Origin of the sequence: Nesiotobacter zosterae (assembly GCF_033843645.1) — a bacterium.
GTDB classification, from domain to species: domain Bacteria; phylum Pseudomonadota; class Alphaproteobacteria; order Rhizobiales; family Stappiaceae; genus Pseudovibrio; species Pseudovibrio zosterae.
The window spans coordinates 22,693-40,056 of the sequence record NZ_JAWXVZ010000003.1 but is presented as its reverse complement, the minus strand read 5'-3'; the positions used below and the strand labels follow the sequence as shown (position 1 = coordinate 40,056).

The 17,364-nt window shown below is 56.5% G+C and carries 4 protein-coding genes; all 4 read right to left on the bottom strand.

What is annotated here, in order from left to right:
• Positions 1-63 precede the first annotated feature (63 nt).
• The 4 genes from Q3Y58_RS04890 to Q3Y58_RS04875 all read right to left on the bottom strand — a co-directional run bounded on the left by Q3Y58_RS04890 (position 64) and on the right by Q3Y58_RS04875 (position 17,362).
• Entirely contained in the window at positions 64-12,573 is a 12,510-nt protein-coding gene (locus Q3Y58_RS04890; RefSeq protein ID WP_319621271.1) for a T1SS-143 repeat domain-containing protein, read from the bottom strand.
• Between the two features lie 372 nt (positions 12,574-12,945).
• On the bottom strand, positions 12,946-13,650 hold the full coding sequence (locus tag Q3Y58_RS04885) for a transglutaminase-like cysteine peptidase (protein WP_319621270.1): 705 nt from the start codon (positions 13,648-13,650) through the stop codon (positions 12,946-12,948).
• Between the two features lie 230 nt (positions 13,651-13,880).
• Positions 13,881-15,188 (bottom strand): HlyD family type I secretion periplasmic adaptor subunit, encoded by a 1,308-nt coding sequence (locus Q3Y58_RS04880; protein ID WP_319621269.1) that lies wholly within the window; start codon positions 15,186-15,188, stop codon positions 13,881-13,883.
• Entirely contained in the window at positions 15,188-17,362 is a 2,175-nt protein-coding gene (locus Q3Y58_RS04875; RefSeq protein ID WP_319621268.1) for a type I secretion system permease/ATPase, read from the bottom strand. Before Q3Y58_RS04875 ends, Q3Y58_RS04880 begins: the two co-directional genes overlap by 1 nt.
• Positions 17,363-17,364 lie beyond the last annotated feature (2 nt).

Sequence of the window (17,364 nt, the reverse complement as noted above, 5' to 3'; positions counted from 1 at the left end):
GAGCGCACAAAAAAGCCCCGGCACGAAATGCCGAGGCTTCTTTTTCACTCGCTAAAGCGTTTTTTAGCCAACCATGACCGCTGTGTCTGACTGATGTGTATCGTCCAGAACCACGTTGATCACGTCGGTATCGTGAACGCCATCAAGGTAGGCGATGGTCTGCCAGTTGCCAGAACCGTTTGTATCGACCTGGAAGTTGGTGCCCGTTCCAGAACCGTCCTCTATGGCACGAACCATATCAGCCGTTTTGGCGGTGGCATCGCCATAGATCGCATCCAGCAGGCCAGAAACATCCATGGTATCGCCGTCAAGGTCGAACTCTGGTGCGGAAACATCGAAGTCTTTGACAGTGTCCATGCCCCCATCAAGGGCCGCGAACACAAACACATCTTCGCCGTCTCCACCGTACAGCGTATCGCTGCCAGCGCCGCCGATCAGAGTGTCGTTTCCTGCGCCGCCAACGAGGATGTCGTTGCCAGCACCGCCATCAAGGATATCGTTGCCCGGCTGCCAAGTGACGTTCACACCATGATCGCCGAAGAGAACATCGTCGCCCGTGCCGCCGGTCAAGGTGTCGTTGCCGTGGAAGCCAACGAGGAGGGTGTCCACCCCATCTTCGGCAACCATTGTGTCGCCTGCGTTGTGACCACGCATCCAGGTGAAGGTGCCCTCCTCAAACGTGAGCTGCTCAACATCCGAGACCTTGTCAAATCCATCGCGGCCCGCAACGTCGTCCACCACTTCAGTGAAGCCGGTCTGATCGCCGAAGCGGTAATCCAGAACAGAGCCGGAATAGACCGCCGTGTCGGTGCCTTCACCGCCCCGGATGACATCATTGCCACCACCGCCGACGAGGAGGTCGTTGCCAGCGCCGCCATCGAGCTCGTCATTTCCGCCCTGATAGTGGAAGTTCACGCCATTGTCGCCGATCAGAACATCATCGCCTGAACCGCCCTGAAGCGTGTCTTCGCCATGCAGGCCAGCAAGAAGCGTGTTGACCCCATCTTGAGCCACCATGTTGTCGCCAGCGTTGTGCCCACGCTGCCAGGTGAAGGTGCCTTCAGCAAAGACCAGCTGTTCAAAGTCGTAGAGATTGTCTACGCCATCGCGGCCGGAGACCGTGTCGGTGACCTTGATCATCTTGCCGTAGTGCTGGAAGTTGTAGTCCAGCACGGAGCCGCTGTAGACAACCGTGTCAACACCTTCGCCGCCCCGGATGACATCATTGCCAGCACCGCCGATCAGGATGTCGTTGCCAGCGCCGCCATCGAGCTCATCATTTCCGCCCTGATAGTGGAAGTTGACGCCATTGTCGCCGATCAGAACATCATCGCCCGTGCCGCCCTGAAGCTTGTCTTCGCCATGCAGGCCAGCCAGAAGCGTGTTGACCCCATTTTGAGCCACCAAGGTGTCGCCAGCATTATGCCCGCGCAGCCAGGTGAAGGTGCCCTCAGCAAAGGTCAGTTTCTCGAAGTCGTAGAGCTTGTCTACGCCATCGCGGCCAGAGACCGTGTCGGTGACCTTGATCATCTTGCCGTAGTGCTGGAAGTTGTAGTCCAGCACGGAGCCGCTGTAGACAACCGTGTCAACGCCTTCGCCGCCCTTGATGGTGTCGTTGCCTTCACCACCGGTCAGCAGGTCATCACCGCCACCGCCGACGAGGATGTCGTTGCCAGCACCGCCATCCAGAATGTCATTGCCCGGCTGCCAGTTGAAGTCCACACCATGATCACCGAAGAGAACATCGTCGCCCGTGCCGCCGGTCAAGGTGTCGTCGCCGTGGAAGCCAACGAGGAGGGTGTTTACCCCGTCTTCGGCAACCAGCGTGTCACCTGCGTTGTGGCCATAGGTCCAAACATAAGTGCCTTCTGCGAAAGTGAGCTTCTCAACGCCGGAGACCTTGTCCGCTCCATCGCGGTCTGCAACACCGTCGACCACTTCAATGAAGCCAGTCTGATGGCCAAAGCGATAGTCCAGAACAGAACCAGTGTAGACCGCCGTGTCTGTGCCTTCACCGCCCTTGATGGTGTCGTTGCCTTCACCACCGGTCAGCAGGTCATCACCGCCACCGCCAACGAGGATGTCGTTGCCAGCACCGCCATCCAGAATGTCATTGCCCGGCTGCCAATTGAAGTCCACACCATGATCACCGAAGAGAACATCGTCGCCCGTGCCGCCGGTCAAGGTGTCGTTGTCGTGGAAGCCAACGAGAAGGGTGTTCACCCCGTCTTCGGCAACCAACGTGTCCGTTGCGTTGTGGCCATAGGTCCAAACATAAGTGCCTTCTGCGAAAGTGAGCTTCTCAACGCCGGAGACCTTGTCCGCTCCATCGCGGTCAGCAACACCGTCGACCACTTCAATGAAGCCAGTCTGATGGCCAAAGCGATAGTCCAGAACAGAACCGGTGTAGACCGCCGTGTCTGTGCCTTCGCCGCCCTTGATGGTGTCGTTGCCTTCACCACCGGTCAGAAGGTCGGCGCCAAGGCCACCTTCAATCTGGTTTGCATTATCATCGCCGGTCAGAGTGTCGTCGTGATCAGAGCCGATGAGGTTTTCGATGCTGCTCAGCGTGTCGCCGGTTGCATCTCCGCCAGAAGCGGTGCCATCCGCCAGGTTAACTGTTACCGCTTCACTGGAGCCGGCATAGCTGGCCGTGTCGTTGCCTTCACCGCCGTAAAGCGCATCGGCACCAGCCCCGCCTTCAAGAACATCATTACCCTTACCGCCATCGATCGTGTCGTTACCAGCGCCGCCGATGACAGTGTCATCACCTCGTGCCGTGCTGATCTTCAGATCAGCATTCGATGCGCTCGCGTCCACATGATCATGGTTGTACTGGTCATTCTTGAAGTCACCAAATGTGAACTCCTCAAAGCTTTCGAACCGGGTCTGGGTGGTTTCACCGTCGATGTAGCCAACAGTCCCGCTGTTGTCGCCATCAAAGACGACGTTAAATCCGGTACCGCGTCCAAGGGTGAACTGGACCGCAAGTGTGTCCGTTCCCAGACCACCGTTTACGGTACCATCAATGAGGCCAGTGTGCCCTGCGCCAATGGCGCCACCAACGTTGACTGTGTCGTCACCCTCACCGGCATCGATTTCCAGCTGATCCTTGTTGAAGGTCAACCATGCAAAGGTGTCGTTGCCGCCACCCATGGAGATCTTCTGGATATCCCTGAGAGTGTAGCCTGACGTAAAGACGTCGTCTCCGCCACCGCTGACAATCTGTTCGATTTCCGTGAAGGTTGCCGTTCCGGCGTCGCCGGTAACCGTTGCCATCTTGGTCTCAAACAGATTGGTGCCGGTGAAGGTCAGGTCCTCCGTCACCGCTGACATGTCAAGAGTATCCATGTCAGATCCTGCAGAGCCGCCATCCACATGATCATCGCCAAAGGCATCTGTCATGAAGTAGGTGTCATCACCTGCACCGCCGTAGAAGGTGTCGTTGCCGCTACCACCATACATCGCGTCATCACCAGCGCCCGTTCTTGCGATGTCGTTGCCTTCACCGCCGTAAACAGTGTCGCTTGCCTCGGTTGTGTTCTCATAGACATCATCGCCATCACCAAGTTTGATTTCAACTTCAGTGTAGCGTCCATCGGTGATGCCAGCGGATGGCTGGGCTTCACCCGGCTGGATGATGACCTCGTCGTTACCGTCACCAGTGTCGATGACAAACTTGTTGGAGTAACCCGAACCGTTGGTTGCCAGTGAGATGTCGAGCTGATCGTCGCCATCGCCCATGGCAATGTTGCCGCGCTTTGCGTTGTCGATGTCAAGGGACACACCCTCGTCCTTGAGGCGGGTATCCGCATCCACATGAACGAAGTCTTCAAGGCGCACTTTGTCAGACGACTCGGTACCTGAAGTGTAGAAGACGTTCTTCGCGGCATTCCAGCTGTCCGCTGCGACGACCTCTACCCCATCTTCCATCGTGATCACGGCTTCATTTGGAACGGCGTTTGGCTGGATCGGCTGGCCCAGCTTGTCGGACAAGCCGCCCGCGTCCCGCTCGTCGGTGGTGTAGTGGGTGCTGCGAACGCCGTCACCCACCTTGACCACGCTGAGGTCCGCAAGCGGATCGTCAGCAACAGTTACCGTGAACTCGCCAGGTGCAGATAGATCACCATCGCTGTCGCGTGCAACAAACTCGAAGCTTAGCTCCAGGTCCTCGCCAGCAACACCCGGATTGTCTGTTGGATGGTCAAGGGTGTCCAGCATGTCAAGAATATACTGGCCAGAGCCATCATCCAGCAGGGTGACGGTGAACACCGTACGCCCACCAGCTGTCGCTGTAAGAACCGTGTTGTTTTCGCTAAGCGCGAACTCGACCTTTTCGCCCTTGGAAGTGAGTTCGGAAACTGCCTCACCGCCCTGCGTCACCGAGACACTGTCGTCTGTGAACAGGACCGCGCGGTTACCCAGAACAACAGAGGCGTCGTCTTGAGAGCCCTGCACATCGTCACCGGCATCGGCGCTATCTGAGCCCCAATCCACATTGAGGTCGCCATCCACACTGTGGGCATAGCCATCCACGGCACCGCCCGGCGTGGTGTTGCCGATCTTGTAGAGGCTGACGTTGTCAATGAGACCGCCGAGACTGTTGTTCTCACCGGCTGGTTCACGGAACTCAAGCGTGTCTTCGCCGCCTGTGCCCGTCACCACGAAGGAGACGGTTGTCCAGTCGCTGCCTTCAGCCTGTTCAGCAGAGAGCAGTACACCATTCCAATAAACTTCAATGGTTTCAGCACCATCACCGCGAGCCGCGATGTCGAATGACAACTCATATTGAGCACCAGCTTCAGTCTGGACGGACTGACTTACGGTGTCCACTTGGCCAGCTGCATCAATCTCAAGATACTGCTCGCCATCAGAAGCTACGCGGCCTTCATACTGGTTCTGGATCTCGACATCAGTGCCATTCCAGCCTTCAATGCCCGCGCCATCCTTGTAGTTGCTCCACTTCCCATTGCCCAGCTCTGGCTGCTCGAAGGAGCCATTGACGATGAGGTTTTCGCCTGGCACAGCCAGGTCAGCCTCGGAAATGGTGCTGGAGCTCGGCGTGCCGATGGACGGGCCATCATCATTGATGGTGACCTCGACGGTGCCGTTTGCTGTGTCGCCATCGCCATCCGTCACGGTGTAGCCAATGGTCATGGACAGAGGATCGGCAGCGCCGGTCTCATTCGCGTCCGGATGATCGATTGCTTCATACTGGGTGAAGGTGAAGCGGCCGGTCTCAGCGTCGGTGACAGTGACGGTGAACACCTTGGTGCCGCCAACCGTGGTACCGGTCAGTGTCAAGCCATCGTCGGACGCAGTGATGATTACTTCCTCACCACCAGAGGTGAAGCCAATGGCCTCTCCGCTCTCGCCGTCAGCAATGCCTGCCTTGCCCGCAACGGTGTCAGTCTCGTAGCGGATCTCGGTGACTTCTGCATCATCTGCACCGCCCTCGAACAACATGCGTCCCTTGTCGGACTGAGTGATGAAGTCGCCATTCGCTTCCGCATCTTCAGTAATCACGACCGTCGCGCTGTCTGATGTGGTCGGCACATCGTCCTTCACGGTCACGACAAAACGGCCATCCGCTGTGTCGCCATCGCTATCGCGTGCGGTAAAGTCGAAGGAGAGTGCAAGATCGTCCTCGGCCCCAGCTGGATGATCCAGAGTGTCAACCATCTCAAGAATGTACTTGCCAGAGCCATCATCCAACAGGGTGACGGTGAAGACCGTGCGTGCACCAGCAGAAGCCGTCAGTACGGTGCCATCTCCATTCAGGCTGTAAGTGACTTCTTCCCCGCGGGACATGAGTGTATCGACAACGGCATCACCGTTCTTGACAACCACGTTGTTGCCCGGCGTTTGCGTGTCGGAGAACGTTACTGCGCGGTTGCCTTCCAGTACAGAAGCATCATCTTGCGCGGTCTTGCTGTCGCCAGCAGCATCAACGCTGTCAGCGCCCCAATCAATGTCCAGATCACCCTTCACCTTGAGCTGGCCCAGATCGGAGAACAGTTCGTTCAGATACCCATCTGCCTTGATGTCCTTAAGGAACTCAGCAAAGTTTTTGGCATCCTGTTCATTATCAAAGCGGAACTTGTAGTTGCCGCCGGTGTCCCTGCCACCGATGTTGACGATGTGGTTGTCATTCACGCTGATCTTGGCGTCAGGGTCATTCTTGGAGAAGTTCCCGCGTACTTCGCTACCGTTACTACGTGTGACGATCTCACCATTCCACAGCTCACCCAGGAGTTCCAAAGTTACAGGCTGCTGTCCCCCAACACCCTGCCCGCTAACTTTGAAGAAGTCAGCGCCCGGCTCGATGAAGAACCTGTTTGCCCCACCATTGGTGTCCATGCTGATGGAGTAGCCGGTGTCTGAACCGTAGTCCAAATTGACTTCAGAGACGGTCTTTGCGGTTGGTTCACCGATAGACGGGCCATCGTCATTGATATCAACCTGGAAACTGCGGCTTGCCGTATCGCCATCGCCATCCGTCACGGTGAAGCCAATCTTCATGCGCAGCGGATCTTCAGCACCTGTTTCATTTGCATCTGGATGATCAATAGCGGCGTGCTGTGTGAAGGTGTACTCACCAGTTTCGACACTATCTACTGTCAGAGTGAAGACTTTGAGACCACTGGAGGTTTCACCAGTAAGAGTGAGACCGTCGGCGGATTGAGTAACGATGACGTCCTCTCCGCCAGAAGTGAACTCAACCCGGGTGAAGCTGTCTGCATCACCATCGATGATCGCGGTATTACCGTCGACCTCACCGGATTCATAGCGGATCTCGGTGACTGTCGCACCATCTGCGCCGCCATCAAAGATCATCTGACCGGAAGCAGATTGCTCGACGAAATCGCCGTCTTCATCAGTTGTCTCGGTCAGTGTGATGCGACCGGAGTAGTCAGCCGTTGGAGCATCATCAGCCACAACCACACGGAAGTCACCATCGACAGTATCGCCATCGGCGTCTTTGGCTGTGATGTTGAAGTCCAGATTCCAGGATTCCATCTGACCGTTGGAGCCCGGAGGATTGTGATCCAGCGCGCCGAGAAGCTCAAATGTGTAGGAGCCGGTGCCATCGTCGTTCAGGGAAACTTCGAAGACCTTGCCGTCTTCGCCGCGTTCGTCGCCGCGATAAGCCGTCAGCACTGTACCGTCTTCGCTGAGCACATACTGCACAGGCACACCATCAGACGTGGCGGCTGGCTGGTTGTCGACGGACTGGAATGTGAGGGTGCGGTCACCGGTAGCGCCTTCCAGGGCGTCGTTGTCGGCGTCATCTGCACCCCAATCGATGTTCAGGTCCCCAGTCTTGGTGGTCAAACCTGCATCTGGAGACGTGCCATCCGCAAGATCGTTTTCCTGAATGGTGCGCGCTTGAGCTTCACCCAGTGTCGGCGCATCGTCATTGACGGTCACAACGATGGAAGAGGATGCGGTGTCGCCATCGGCGTCGGTTACTGTGTAGCCGAAGTCCAGCGGCAGACCGTCATTCGCATCAGTTTGGTCAGAATGCTCAAGAGCCTCGAACTGGCGGAATGTCCACTGCTGTGTCTGGCCATCGAACACCAGCTCTGCGACCAGGTTGCCTTCTGCATCTGTGCCGGTTGCCGTTACAAACCGATCCCCTGCACTCTGCGTAAATGTAACTTCGGAACCTGCAGAGGTCTTGATGCCATCCAGATTAGAAAAGTCGAAGCTGAACGCATCTGCCAGTGGCTGATCGTCGGCTCCAAGGTCGATGTTCAGCGTGCCATACGTTTCGTTCATCGGAACAATGGCTTCACCTTCGACCTGAGACGGGTTGCCTGCGGCTTTGGTCTGGCTTTTTTCGACGCCATCTACGTCGTAGCGAATGATAACTGTTGGCTTGTACCCATTCGTTTCAACAGAGAAATAGGAGTTACCCGGCTGAGCAACTGCCGTAACCTTTTGTCCCTTGTAGATTTCGTAGGTGTATTCAACCGGTTCATCAGTCGGGTTGGTGACGCGGAACACATGCGTGGTTGGATCGCTGTAGTCGCCCATGGAAGTCAGCGACAGTTTTTCGCCGCTCTCAAGCGTGCCATCAGCAGTTGACGGGTTGCTTTCATCGACCGTGCCTGTGGAGACACCCCCAACAAGTGGCAGGTCATCGTTGATTGTAATGGTGAAATCACCTTCAACGGTATCACCGTCGCTGTCTTTGGCGGTGAAGCCAAAATCGATGGCCAGATCATCCTCTACGTTAGCCAGCGGATGATCTACGCTGCCAACCAGCGTGAATGTGTAGGATCCGGACCCATCGTCCGACAGGTTCAGTTTGAACACGACGCCATCTGCATCCGCAGTCGTAGGCTTGGTGCCGGTATAGCCAACGAGTGTGCCATCTGCCAATTCGGTCAGCAGCACTGGCTGGCCCTTTGACGTCAGCGGCCCATTGTTGACCGTTTGCACCTGAGCCCCGTCTTCCGAATTTGCTCCGGAGAAGCTGACAGAGCGATCGCCATCGGCGCCGTTCAGTGCATCATTGTCGGCGTTGTCTGCACCCCAATCGATGCCCAGATCACCTTCCGCTTGACGCGCGAAGCCGTCGATGATCGCATCACCAGCATCCGGCGTGGCAATCTTGTAGAGGCTGACGTTGTCAATGAAACCGCCGCGACTGTTGTTCTCACCAGCTGGCTCGCGGAACTCAAGCGTATCCATACCGCCTGTACCCTTGACGATGAACGTCAAGGTGCTCCAGTCAGCGCCCTCTGCCTGTTCAACTGAGACCAACTCGCCATTCCAATAAACCTCGATGGTCTCTGCGCCATTGCCGCGTGCAGCCACATCAAAAGAGAGCTGATAGGACACGCCAGCTTCAGTCTGAACAGACTGGCTGACAACATCGACGTCGCCAGCTGCATCAATCTCAAGATACTGCTCGCCATCAGAAGCTACGCGGCCTTCATACTGGTTCTGGATCTCGACATCGGTGCCGCCCCAGCCTTCAACGCCCTGGCCTTCCTTGTAATTGCGCCACTTGCCATCGCCCAGCTCTGGCTGCTCGAAGGAGCCATTGACGATGAGGTTTTCGCCTACAAGAACGATACCATCTTCGTCCACTGAGCCATCTTCAGGGGTACCAATGGACGGGCCATCGTCCTGGATGTCGATCTGCACGGTTCCTTCATTGAAGATGTCCGTGGTGTCGCCGTCGCCATCGGTGACCTGGAAGTCGAACACCATGCGAAGTTCATCTGATGCACCGGTTTCGACACCATCTGCGCCTTGGTCAGGGTGCATGATGGCCTGATACTGAGTGAACTCGAAAGCACCGGTTTCTGCATTGGTTACAGTGAACTCAAAGATCTTGGTTTCAACGCCGTCGATCATCGCCCAACCGGTGACAATCGGGCCATTTTCACCCGCAGAGTTAACTACAGAAATCTCTTCGCCGCCGGATGTGACAAACGGGTGGAACTCAATACCTTCACCGTTTTCGCCCATTTCCATAATGGTGCCGTCGAAGCGATAATTGACTGCGGTGACTTTCGCACCGTCTGCGCCGCCATCGAACTTCAGGGTGCCGGTGACGGTCTGCGCAGCGAAATCGCCATTTGCATCCGTTGCTTCTGGCAGATCGTAGGTGCCAGAGAAGGACGCGGTTGGCTCATCGTCGATAATGCGTGTGGAAAGGGTCAGTTCAAGCGGGTCGCCATCGCCATCAGTGGCAGTGACCTTGAAGTTCAGCGACTGGCCATTGCCACGTCCGTCTGCACCCGCCTGGTGATCAATCGGGCCGTAAAGCGTGACAGTGTAGTCGGCACTGTTTTCATTAAGCTGCGCAACAAAAACGTCCTCCCCACCAGCAGAGCCCGTGAGGGCGAGCCCATCTTCAGACAAGGACACGACAACTGGAACACCTCCTGAGGTCAGTCCTGTCTCGACTGGCTCGCCGCCTTCTGTCAGCGTGCCGCTCTCTTCGTTCGGCACATCAAACATGCCGGAGAACTTGACGGAGCCAAATCCATCTGCACCAAAATCGACCTTGAGCGAGCCGCTTGCGCTGTTGTCAACGCCAGCCTCAATGTCTGCTTCATTCACGATTGCGTTTGAAACGCCCGGGGCAACGCCATCCGGGTTCGATACGACAGGCGCATCGTCAATGATACGCGTGGAAAGCGTCAGTTCAAGTGGGTCGCCATCCCCGTCAGTGGCAGTGACCTTGAAGTTCAGCGACTGGCCATTGCCACGTCCGTCTGCACCCGCCTGGTGATCAATCGGGCCGTAAAGCGTGACAGTGTAGTCGGCACTGTTTTCATTAAGCTGCGCAACAAAAACGTCTTCGCCACCAGCAGAGCCCGTGAGGGTGAGCCCATCTTCAGACAAGGACACGACAACTGGAACACCTTCTGAGGTCAGTCCTGTATCTACCGGCGCACCACCTTCTGTCAGCGTGCCGCTCTTTTCGTTCGGCACATCAAACATGCCGGAGAACTTGACGGAGCCAAATCCATCTGCACCAAAATCGACCTTGAGCGAGCCGCTTGCGCTGTTGTCAACGCCAGCCTCAATGTCTGCTTCATTCACGATTGCGTTTGAGACGCCCGGGGCAACGCCATCCGGGTTCGATACGACAGGCTCATCATCAGCCACAACCACACGGAAGTCACCGTTGACAGTATCGCCATCGGCGTCTTTGGCTGTGATGTTGAAGTCCAGATTCCAGGAAACCATCTGACCGTTGGAGCCCGGAGGATTGTGATCCAGCGCGCCGAGAAGCTCAAATGTGTAGGAGCCGGTGCCATCGTCGTTCAGGGAAACTTCGAAGACCTTGCCGTCTTCGCCGCGTTCGTCGCCGCGATAAGCCGTCAGCACTGTACCGTCTTCGCTGAGCACATACTGCACAGGCACACCATCAGACGTTGCGTCTGGCTGGTTGTCGACGGACTGGAATGTGAGGGTGCGGTCGCCGGTAGCGCCTTCCAGGGCGTCGTTGTCGGCGTCATCTGCACCCCAATCGATGTTCAGCTCCCCAGTCTTGGTGGTCAAACCTGCATCTGGAGACGTGCCGTCCGGCAAATCATTTTCCTGAATGGTGCGCGCTTGAGCTTCCCCAAAAGCCGGATTTGTGTCCGCCACGTCAACGGTGAAGGAACCTGATGAGACGTCTTCGTCTCCGTCGGTCGCCTGGATGTCAAAGGACACAGGAAGCGTGTCGCCGTCATGATCCACCGGCTCAAACAGAGTGAACACATAACCGCCGGATGCATCGTCAGACAGGGTTACGGTGAACACGGTTGTGCCACCGGCCGATGCAGTGAGCTCCGTTCCTGCTTCGTTGAGCGCATAGGTCACAGGCTCGCCAGCACTTGTCAGACCGCTGTCGCCCGCCATTGTTTCGGCAAAAGTGAGGGAGCGATTGCCAACGCCACCGGGGGTGTCCTGCTGGCCGCCAACGTCTCCTGCATCGCTGTCATCTGCGCCCCAATCGATGTCGAGCGTGCCTGTGAGGCTGCCAATGCCATCGCCATCTGCCGCAACCAGAGCTTCTTCAGAGACTGTGAGAGCCTCAACCGCATTGATCACGGCCTGGTCGTCAGCGACGTTCACAAGCAGTGTTGTTACGACACCATCGCCATCGCGGTCAGTTGCGAGTACCTGAAAGCTGACTGGAGCGTTGTCGCCGTTATCACCGAGGTGATCGAGATTACCAACAAGGGTGAAGGTGTAGCCGCCGTTGCCGTCTGAAGTCAGCTCAACGGTGAAGACCACTTCGCCGGAGCCATCCGCTTTTACCGCCTCAAGACGCTGAGCCGTGAAGCCGCTTTCTACGGAGGATTCCAAAACAGTCGAGGTGTTGTACTCAAGCGCGACATTGTCCGAGGTCAGCGCCAGTGGGTTGCCATCTGCATCAACCGGCACGCCGTCTTCCAGAACAAAAGCCACTCCGCGACCGAAATCGCCGTCCCGGCCGAAATCGACACCAAGGCTGCCGATTGCCGTTACGGTTCCATCATCTGCAAGGTCTGCCTCGGAAAGATCCTGATCGCCAATATCAAAGCTGCCAGGCGCCAGCAGTGTGGGCTCGCTGTCACCTTCCAGAACATCCAGATCATCAGTGGCGTCGGCGTTTTCAGAAAGCTCTTCTGGGCGGAGCAGATCAGTGACACCAAGCCCCGGACCGAGGTCTTCAGCATTGGCGTCGTCATCAAAGTTGGAGCCACTGCTCTGCGGTCCATCCAACTGGCTGTCCAGCGGAGACCCCTCTCCCGCTGCGGTCTGGAACTCACCGACCGGCACGATTTCTACAAGGCTTCCGAAGTCTGCCAGAGACAAGGCCCGTTCTGGCCCGACAACCACAACTTCTGCGCTCTCATCGCCAACGAAGAACTCCTCGATGACAAGTGAGCCGCCTTCGCCGAACAAGACCTGCAGGCTGTCCTCAACGCGGAAGAGGGAGACTGGGACATCCAGCATTGCGCTGAAGTCAACCAACTGCCCCGGTGCGCGGGTCAAGACTGCGGTTTCTGTGCCTTCTACCCGTGCAACGAGCAATGGAGAGGTTTGGATTCCCGAATTGTCAGCAGTCATGGTACGCAACCCCAAATTCATTCAGATACGACTAAAATTTTAATTAAATTGAGTTCTGTTATCTGGGTCGAAAAAAGTCAAACTATAAAATTTTAACGAGTATCTTAGGGTTAACTGCAAACGGCTCGATACGCAGGGTAAATTGGCGCAAACGGCGTTTCAGGCTGGCACGGGGATGGTTCAATTTGGCTCAACGAAACACTTGTGTTCCGTTAACTTTTGTATAACCTTAATGGGTGTATAAGCTTCTGCCTGCGTTTTTAGCGATACTTTGGAAGGTTGATTGACCAACTGAGACAAGCAGTTACGAAAAAGGGCACCCCGAAGACGCCCTCGGAATGCCCTTACATAACTCTACTGAGTCTGCGTTGTTCAGTTGTCCTGTTTTGAACCAGATGTCGCAATATCAACGAGGCTAGACAGTGTCCTGAAATTGGACGCGACCGTAAAATCCGCTCCCTCGGAGGTTGTGAATACTGTCTTGTAGAAAGGTAAATCCTGTGGCAAACGGATTCGCGCGGTTCGATTGTCTAGGATGTACGTTGCACCTGCCTGCTTGATTCGCAGGATTGCGTGATATTGTTTCGTGCGTTGGTCAAAAACCGCCACGACCTCCATATCGTCGCGATCGAATCCAAGTAGTGCCAGGCTCCAATACTTGAGGATTGCATAATCCTCACAGTCACCGCGCCTGCGGGTAAGGGCTTCTTCCGGAGACGCCCAATAATCCGTCACGCCCCAATTCTGGCGATCGAGCGTGTAAGAAAGCGTGGCGTTGATGCCGCGATTTATTACGGGTAGACGCCGGGCCTTACGAAGCTTTTCAGCGCTTTTCATAAGGCCAACCCACTGATTGAAGACCGGATCCTTGCAGGTTCCAAGGGTGTTCAGACAATGTTGCGGATCGGCTAGATAGCCCTCCATCTTTTCATTGATCTGAGCCCAGCGGCTGTTCAAGAGGTCTGCCTTACTGACGGTTTTCGTTGTCACCGCGGGGTTCGCGCTGGCAAGCTTCGTCAGGTGAATGCGTTGCGGTTTGGCTCTGGGCTGCGGCACATGCGCTGCAAACCAAGTCACGGGTTCGTCTACCGCAAGCCTAGCCCTGCTCTCAACGGCATGATCGCCGTCTGCGACCTTGGCGTAAGCAAGGCTTAAAACACCCATCACAAGCCAAATAGAACACGCCAAGATCAACCGGTATGAAACCGAGAATCCAACTGTACCTTCTGCACCTGTTGCACCGCGCTTGGCGGCGCCCCTCGCAAGGGTTGTATTCATTTTGAACGCCCCTCAATAGGCGCCCTCGGTTACCGCTCCCTCAGCGCTTCCGATTGCACCTTGTTGATAGGCTTCAGAAGGTAATGAAGTACGGTCTTAAAACCGGTTAAAACATCAATTGAAGCAACCATTCCTGGCATTATTGGTAAAGGATCCGTTTTAGTTCCCAGGTAGTTTTTATTGGTACGAACTGTCACCTCGAAGAAACGGTTGCCTTTTTCATCCTCGACAGAGTCTGCAGCAATGCGCTCCAGCTTACCCTTCAAACCGCCATAAATTGAGTAATCGTAAGCAGTTATCTTCACCGTCACTTCCTGACCGGGATGCAAAAAAGCGACGTCCTGAGGGCGGATTCTGGCCTCAATCAGAAGTGTGTCATCTAGGGGCACTATCTCCACCAATGGTTCACCAGGCTGAACAACCGCACCCAGAGTTGTGATATTCAGCGTGTTCACCACCCCATAAACGGGGGAGCGCAGGTCCGTTCTACTAACGCGATCCTGAGCGGCCTTAATAGTTTCATCGACAATGGCGAGCTGCGCGCGGGTGTCGGCCAACTCCGCCCGAGACTTGGCATAGAAGGTCCGCCGAGCGCTCTCAATGCGTTCCGCCAACTCCTCTTCACTGGCCTTAACTCGCTGGATCGACGCCTTGATGATCTCCAGCTGGCCACTTCGCTCCTGAAACTCTCGTTGCAAGCGCAGGAACTCGATTTCCGGCAGCACGCGGCGCTCAAACAAGGCGCGGTTGATTTCAACCTCGCGGGCCATGGTTTCCAGAACGCTTTGAAGCTTGCGCTCCTCGGCAAGAAGCTCTTCGCGCTCCTGCTCCTTCTGACGCTTCTGCAGGCTCAAGACAGAAATGTCGGTTTCCTGCTGTTGCTTGTTGGCCAGAAACACCTGTTCTTCTTCAAGAGCAAACCGGAGCGCATGCGTGCGTACCGCGTCCGGAAACACTAGCGGTTTGTTGAGGGCCTCGGCCTCCAGCCGAGCCGCCTTGGCCTGAAGCGCGCTCTGACGCTGCTGGATCTCGCCCAGCTGGGATGAAAAGCCGGTGTCGTCTACACGTACGATCACCATGCCTTCCTCAACGATTTGCCCTTCTTCGACCAGCACCTGATTGACGATGCCACGCTCAGGTGCCTGAACAACCTGAATCTGGCGGGACGGGATCACCCGTCCATCGCCGCGGGTGACCTCTTCCAACTCTGCCAGAGACGCCCAGATCAGCGCCACGATGATTACGGCAAGCGAGATCAGGATGATGTTGGCGGATCTGCGCGGCGGCCGTGTTTGCAGGCTTGCGCGAATGTCTGTGGCGTAGTCCCAGTTGCTCATCAGACCATCTCCTCCGACTTGCGGGTACGCATGCGCGCCTCTCCTTGCTGCTTCAGCTCACTGAGCACGGCATCACGTGGCCCATCAGCAACGACACGGCCGGAGTCCACGGCAATAATGCGCTGCGTCAGCTTCAACAGCGATGTGCGATGGGTACTGATGATCACGGTCGTGCCGATTTGATTGAACTTCTCCAAACGCGCCAACAGGCGGCGTTCGGATGCCATGTCCAGGTTGCTGGAGGGCTCGTCAAGGAACAGAACCTTGGGCCTGCGCAACAACATGCGGGCCAGCGCTACACATTGCTTCTGACCGCCGGAGAGCAAGCGACCGCCCTCACCCACCTGCATGTCAAAGCCCTGCGGATGGGTGCTGACGAAATCTTCGACCCCTGCAATACGCGCGGCTTGCAGGATTTCCTCATTGCTGGCCTGAAGGCGGCCGATGGCAATGTTTTCACGCACCGATCCGGAGAACAGCACATTGTCCTGAGACAAGAACCCGACCCCATCACGCAAGTCAGCGGGGTCGTATTGCCGGGTATCTATGAGATCTACCAGGACCGCCCCATTGGTCGGCGTATAAAGGCCTGACAGCAGACGCCCAATGGTGGACTTGCCCGCACCGACACGGCCGATCAAGCCAATGGTCTCGCCCGCGTTGATGGAGAACGACACATCGCGCAAGGAGTCATCGGATGCACCCGGATAGCGAAACGTGACCTTTTCGAACTTGACGGCGCCGGTCGCGATCTTGCTGTTTACATAGGTCCGCCCCGGCCGACGCTCGGCCGGCATGGCCATCAGGTCCTCAAGGATCTTGTAGGCATGAATGGTCTGGCGCAGGCGCGTAAGTGTGTTGGCCACAGACGAAAGCGGCGCAAGCACGCGCCCGGACAGCATCATGGCCGCAATGATGCCGCCCATGTTGATCAGCCCTTCGTTGACCAGATAGACACCCCAGATAACGATCACCACTGAGACCATGGCCTGAACAAGCCCGGTAAGCGATTGGGCGAGCGTTGACCAAAAGCGCCCCTGAAGCATGGCGGCGGCGCTGGAGGCAACCGAGCGCTCCCATTTGGTCTGCATGACACCTTCGGCGTTCAGCGCGCGGACGGTGTCCATGTTCGCAACACTTTCCACCAGCACGGAGTGGCGCAGCGCGCTTTCCTTGGTTGCCTGATCAACGGAGCCAGCGAGCGCGGGCTGTACGAGCAGATTGATGATGATGACAATGGGCACTGCCGCCATCGGGACGTAGGCAATGGGTCCAACAATGACGAAGAGGATCGCAAGGAAGAGACCAATGAAACACAGGTCGATCAAAGCCACGAGAGATGAGGACGTGAAGAACTCCCGAACTGCCTCGAACTCTTTGATGTGATTTGCGAACTGACCCGTTGACGACGGCCTGTTCTGCATGTCGATTGACAGGGCGTGGGCAAAGATCTTTGAGGCCAGCGCCAGATCTGCCTGCTTGCCGGTGACATTGATGATTGATGTGCGGGCGGTTTTCAAAACCGCGTCAAACACAAGCGCGAGGATCACGCCAGCTGCAAGAGCCCAGAGCGTGGGAATGGCGAAGTTGGGCAGCACCCGGTCATACACGTTCATGACAAAAAGCGGCGAGGCCAGCGCCAGCGTGTTTATGACCAGAGCTGCAATGGCAACATGGGTGTAGTCGCGCCAAAAGCTCTTGATGGTGCTCCAGAACCAGTGCCCGCCGCCTTCATTGCCTAGTCCTTCGTTCTCGGCGGAGCGGGACGTCGGCTTGAAGAAAATGGCGTGGTTGCTGTAAAGCGCCTTCAAAGCCTCGAAGGATGCCGTTTGCTTTTGATCAGGGGCCAGAGGGTCCACCAGCGTGGCCTCCGCATGATCCTGATTGATGTCCACCAGCACCCGCAGGGTGGAATCTTCCATGACCAGCAAGGCGGGCAACGAGATCGCGGGAATCTGAGTGACTGACTTCGTGACGGTGAGCGCGCGCATTCCGCAATTGGCGGCGGCGCGCTCGACAAGCTTGATGGGCAACCCGCCCATGTCCAGCGGCAAACCCGCAAGAATTACGGAGTCCGTCGCGAAGTTGCCGTAGGTCCTTGCAATGTACTTGATGGCCTCAACCAGCGGATCCAGACGTTCACCAACGTCTTGCACACCTTCATCCTGTGACATTG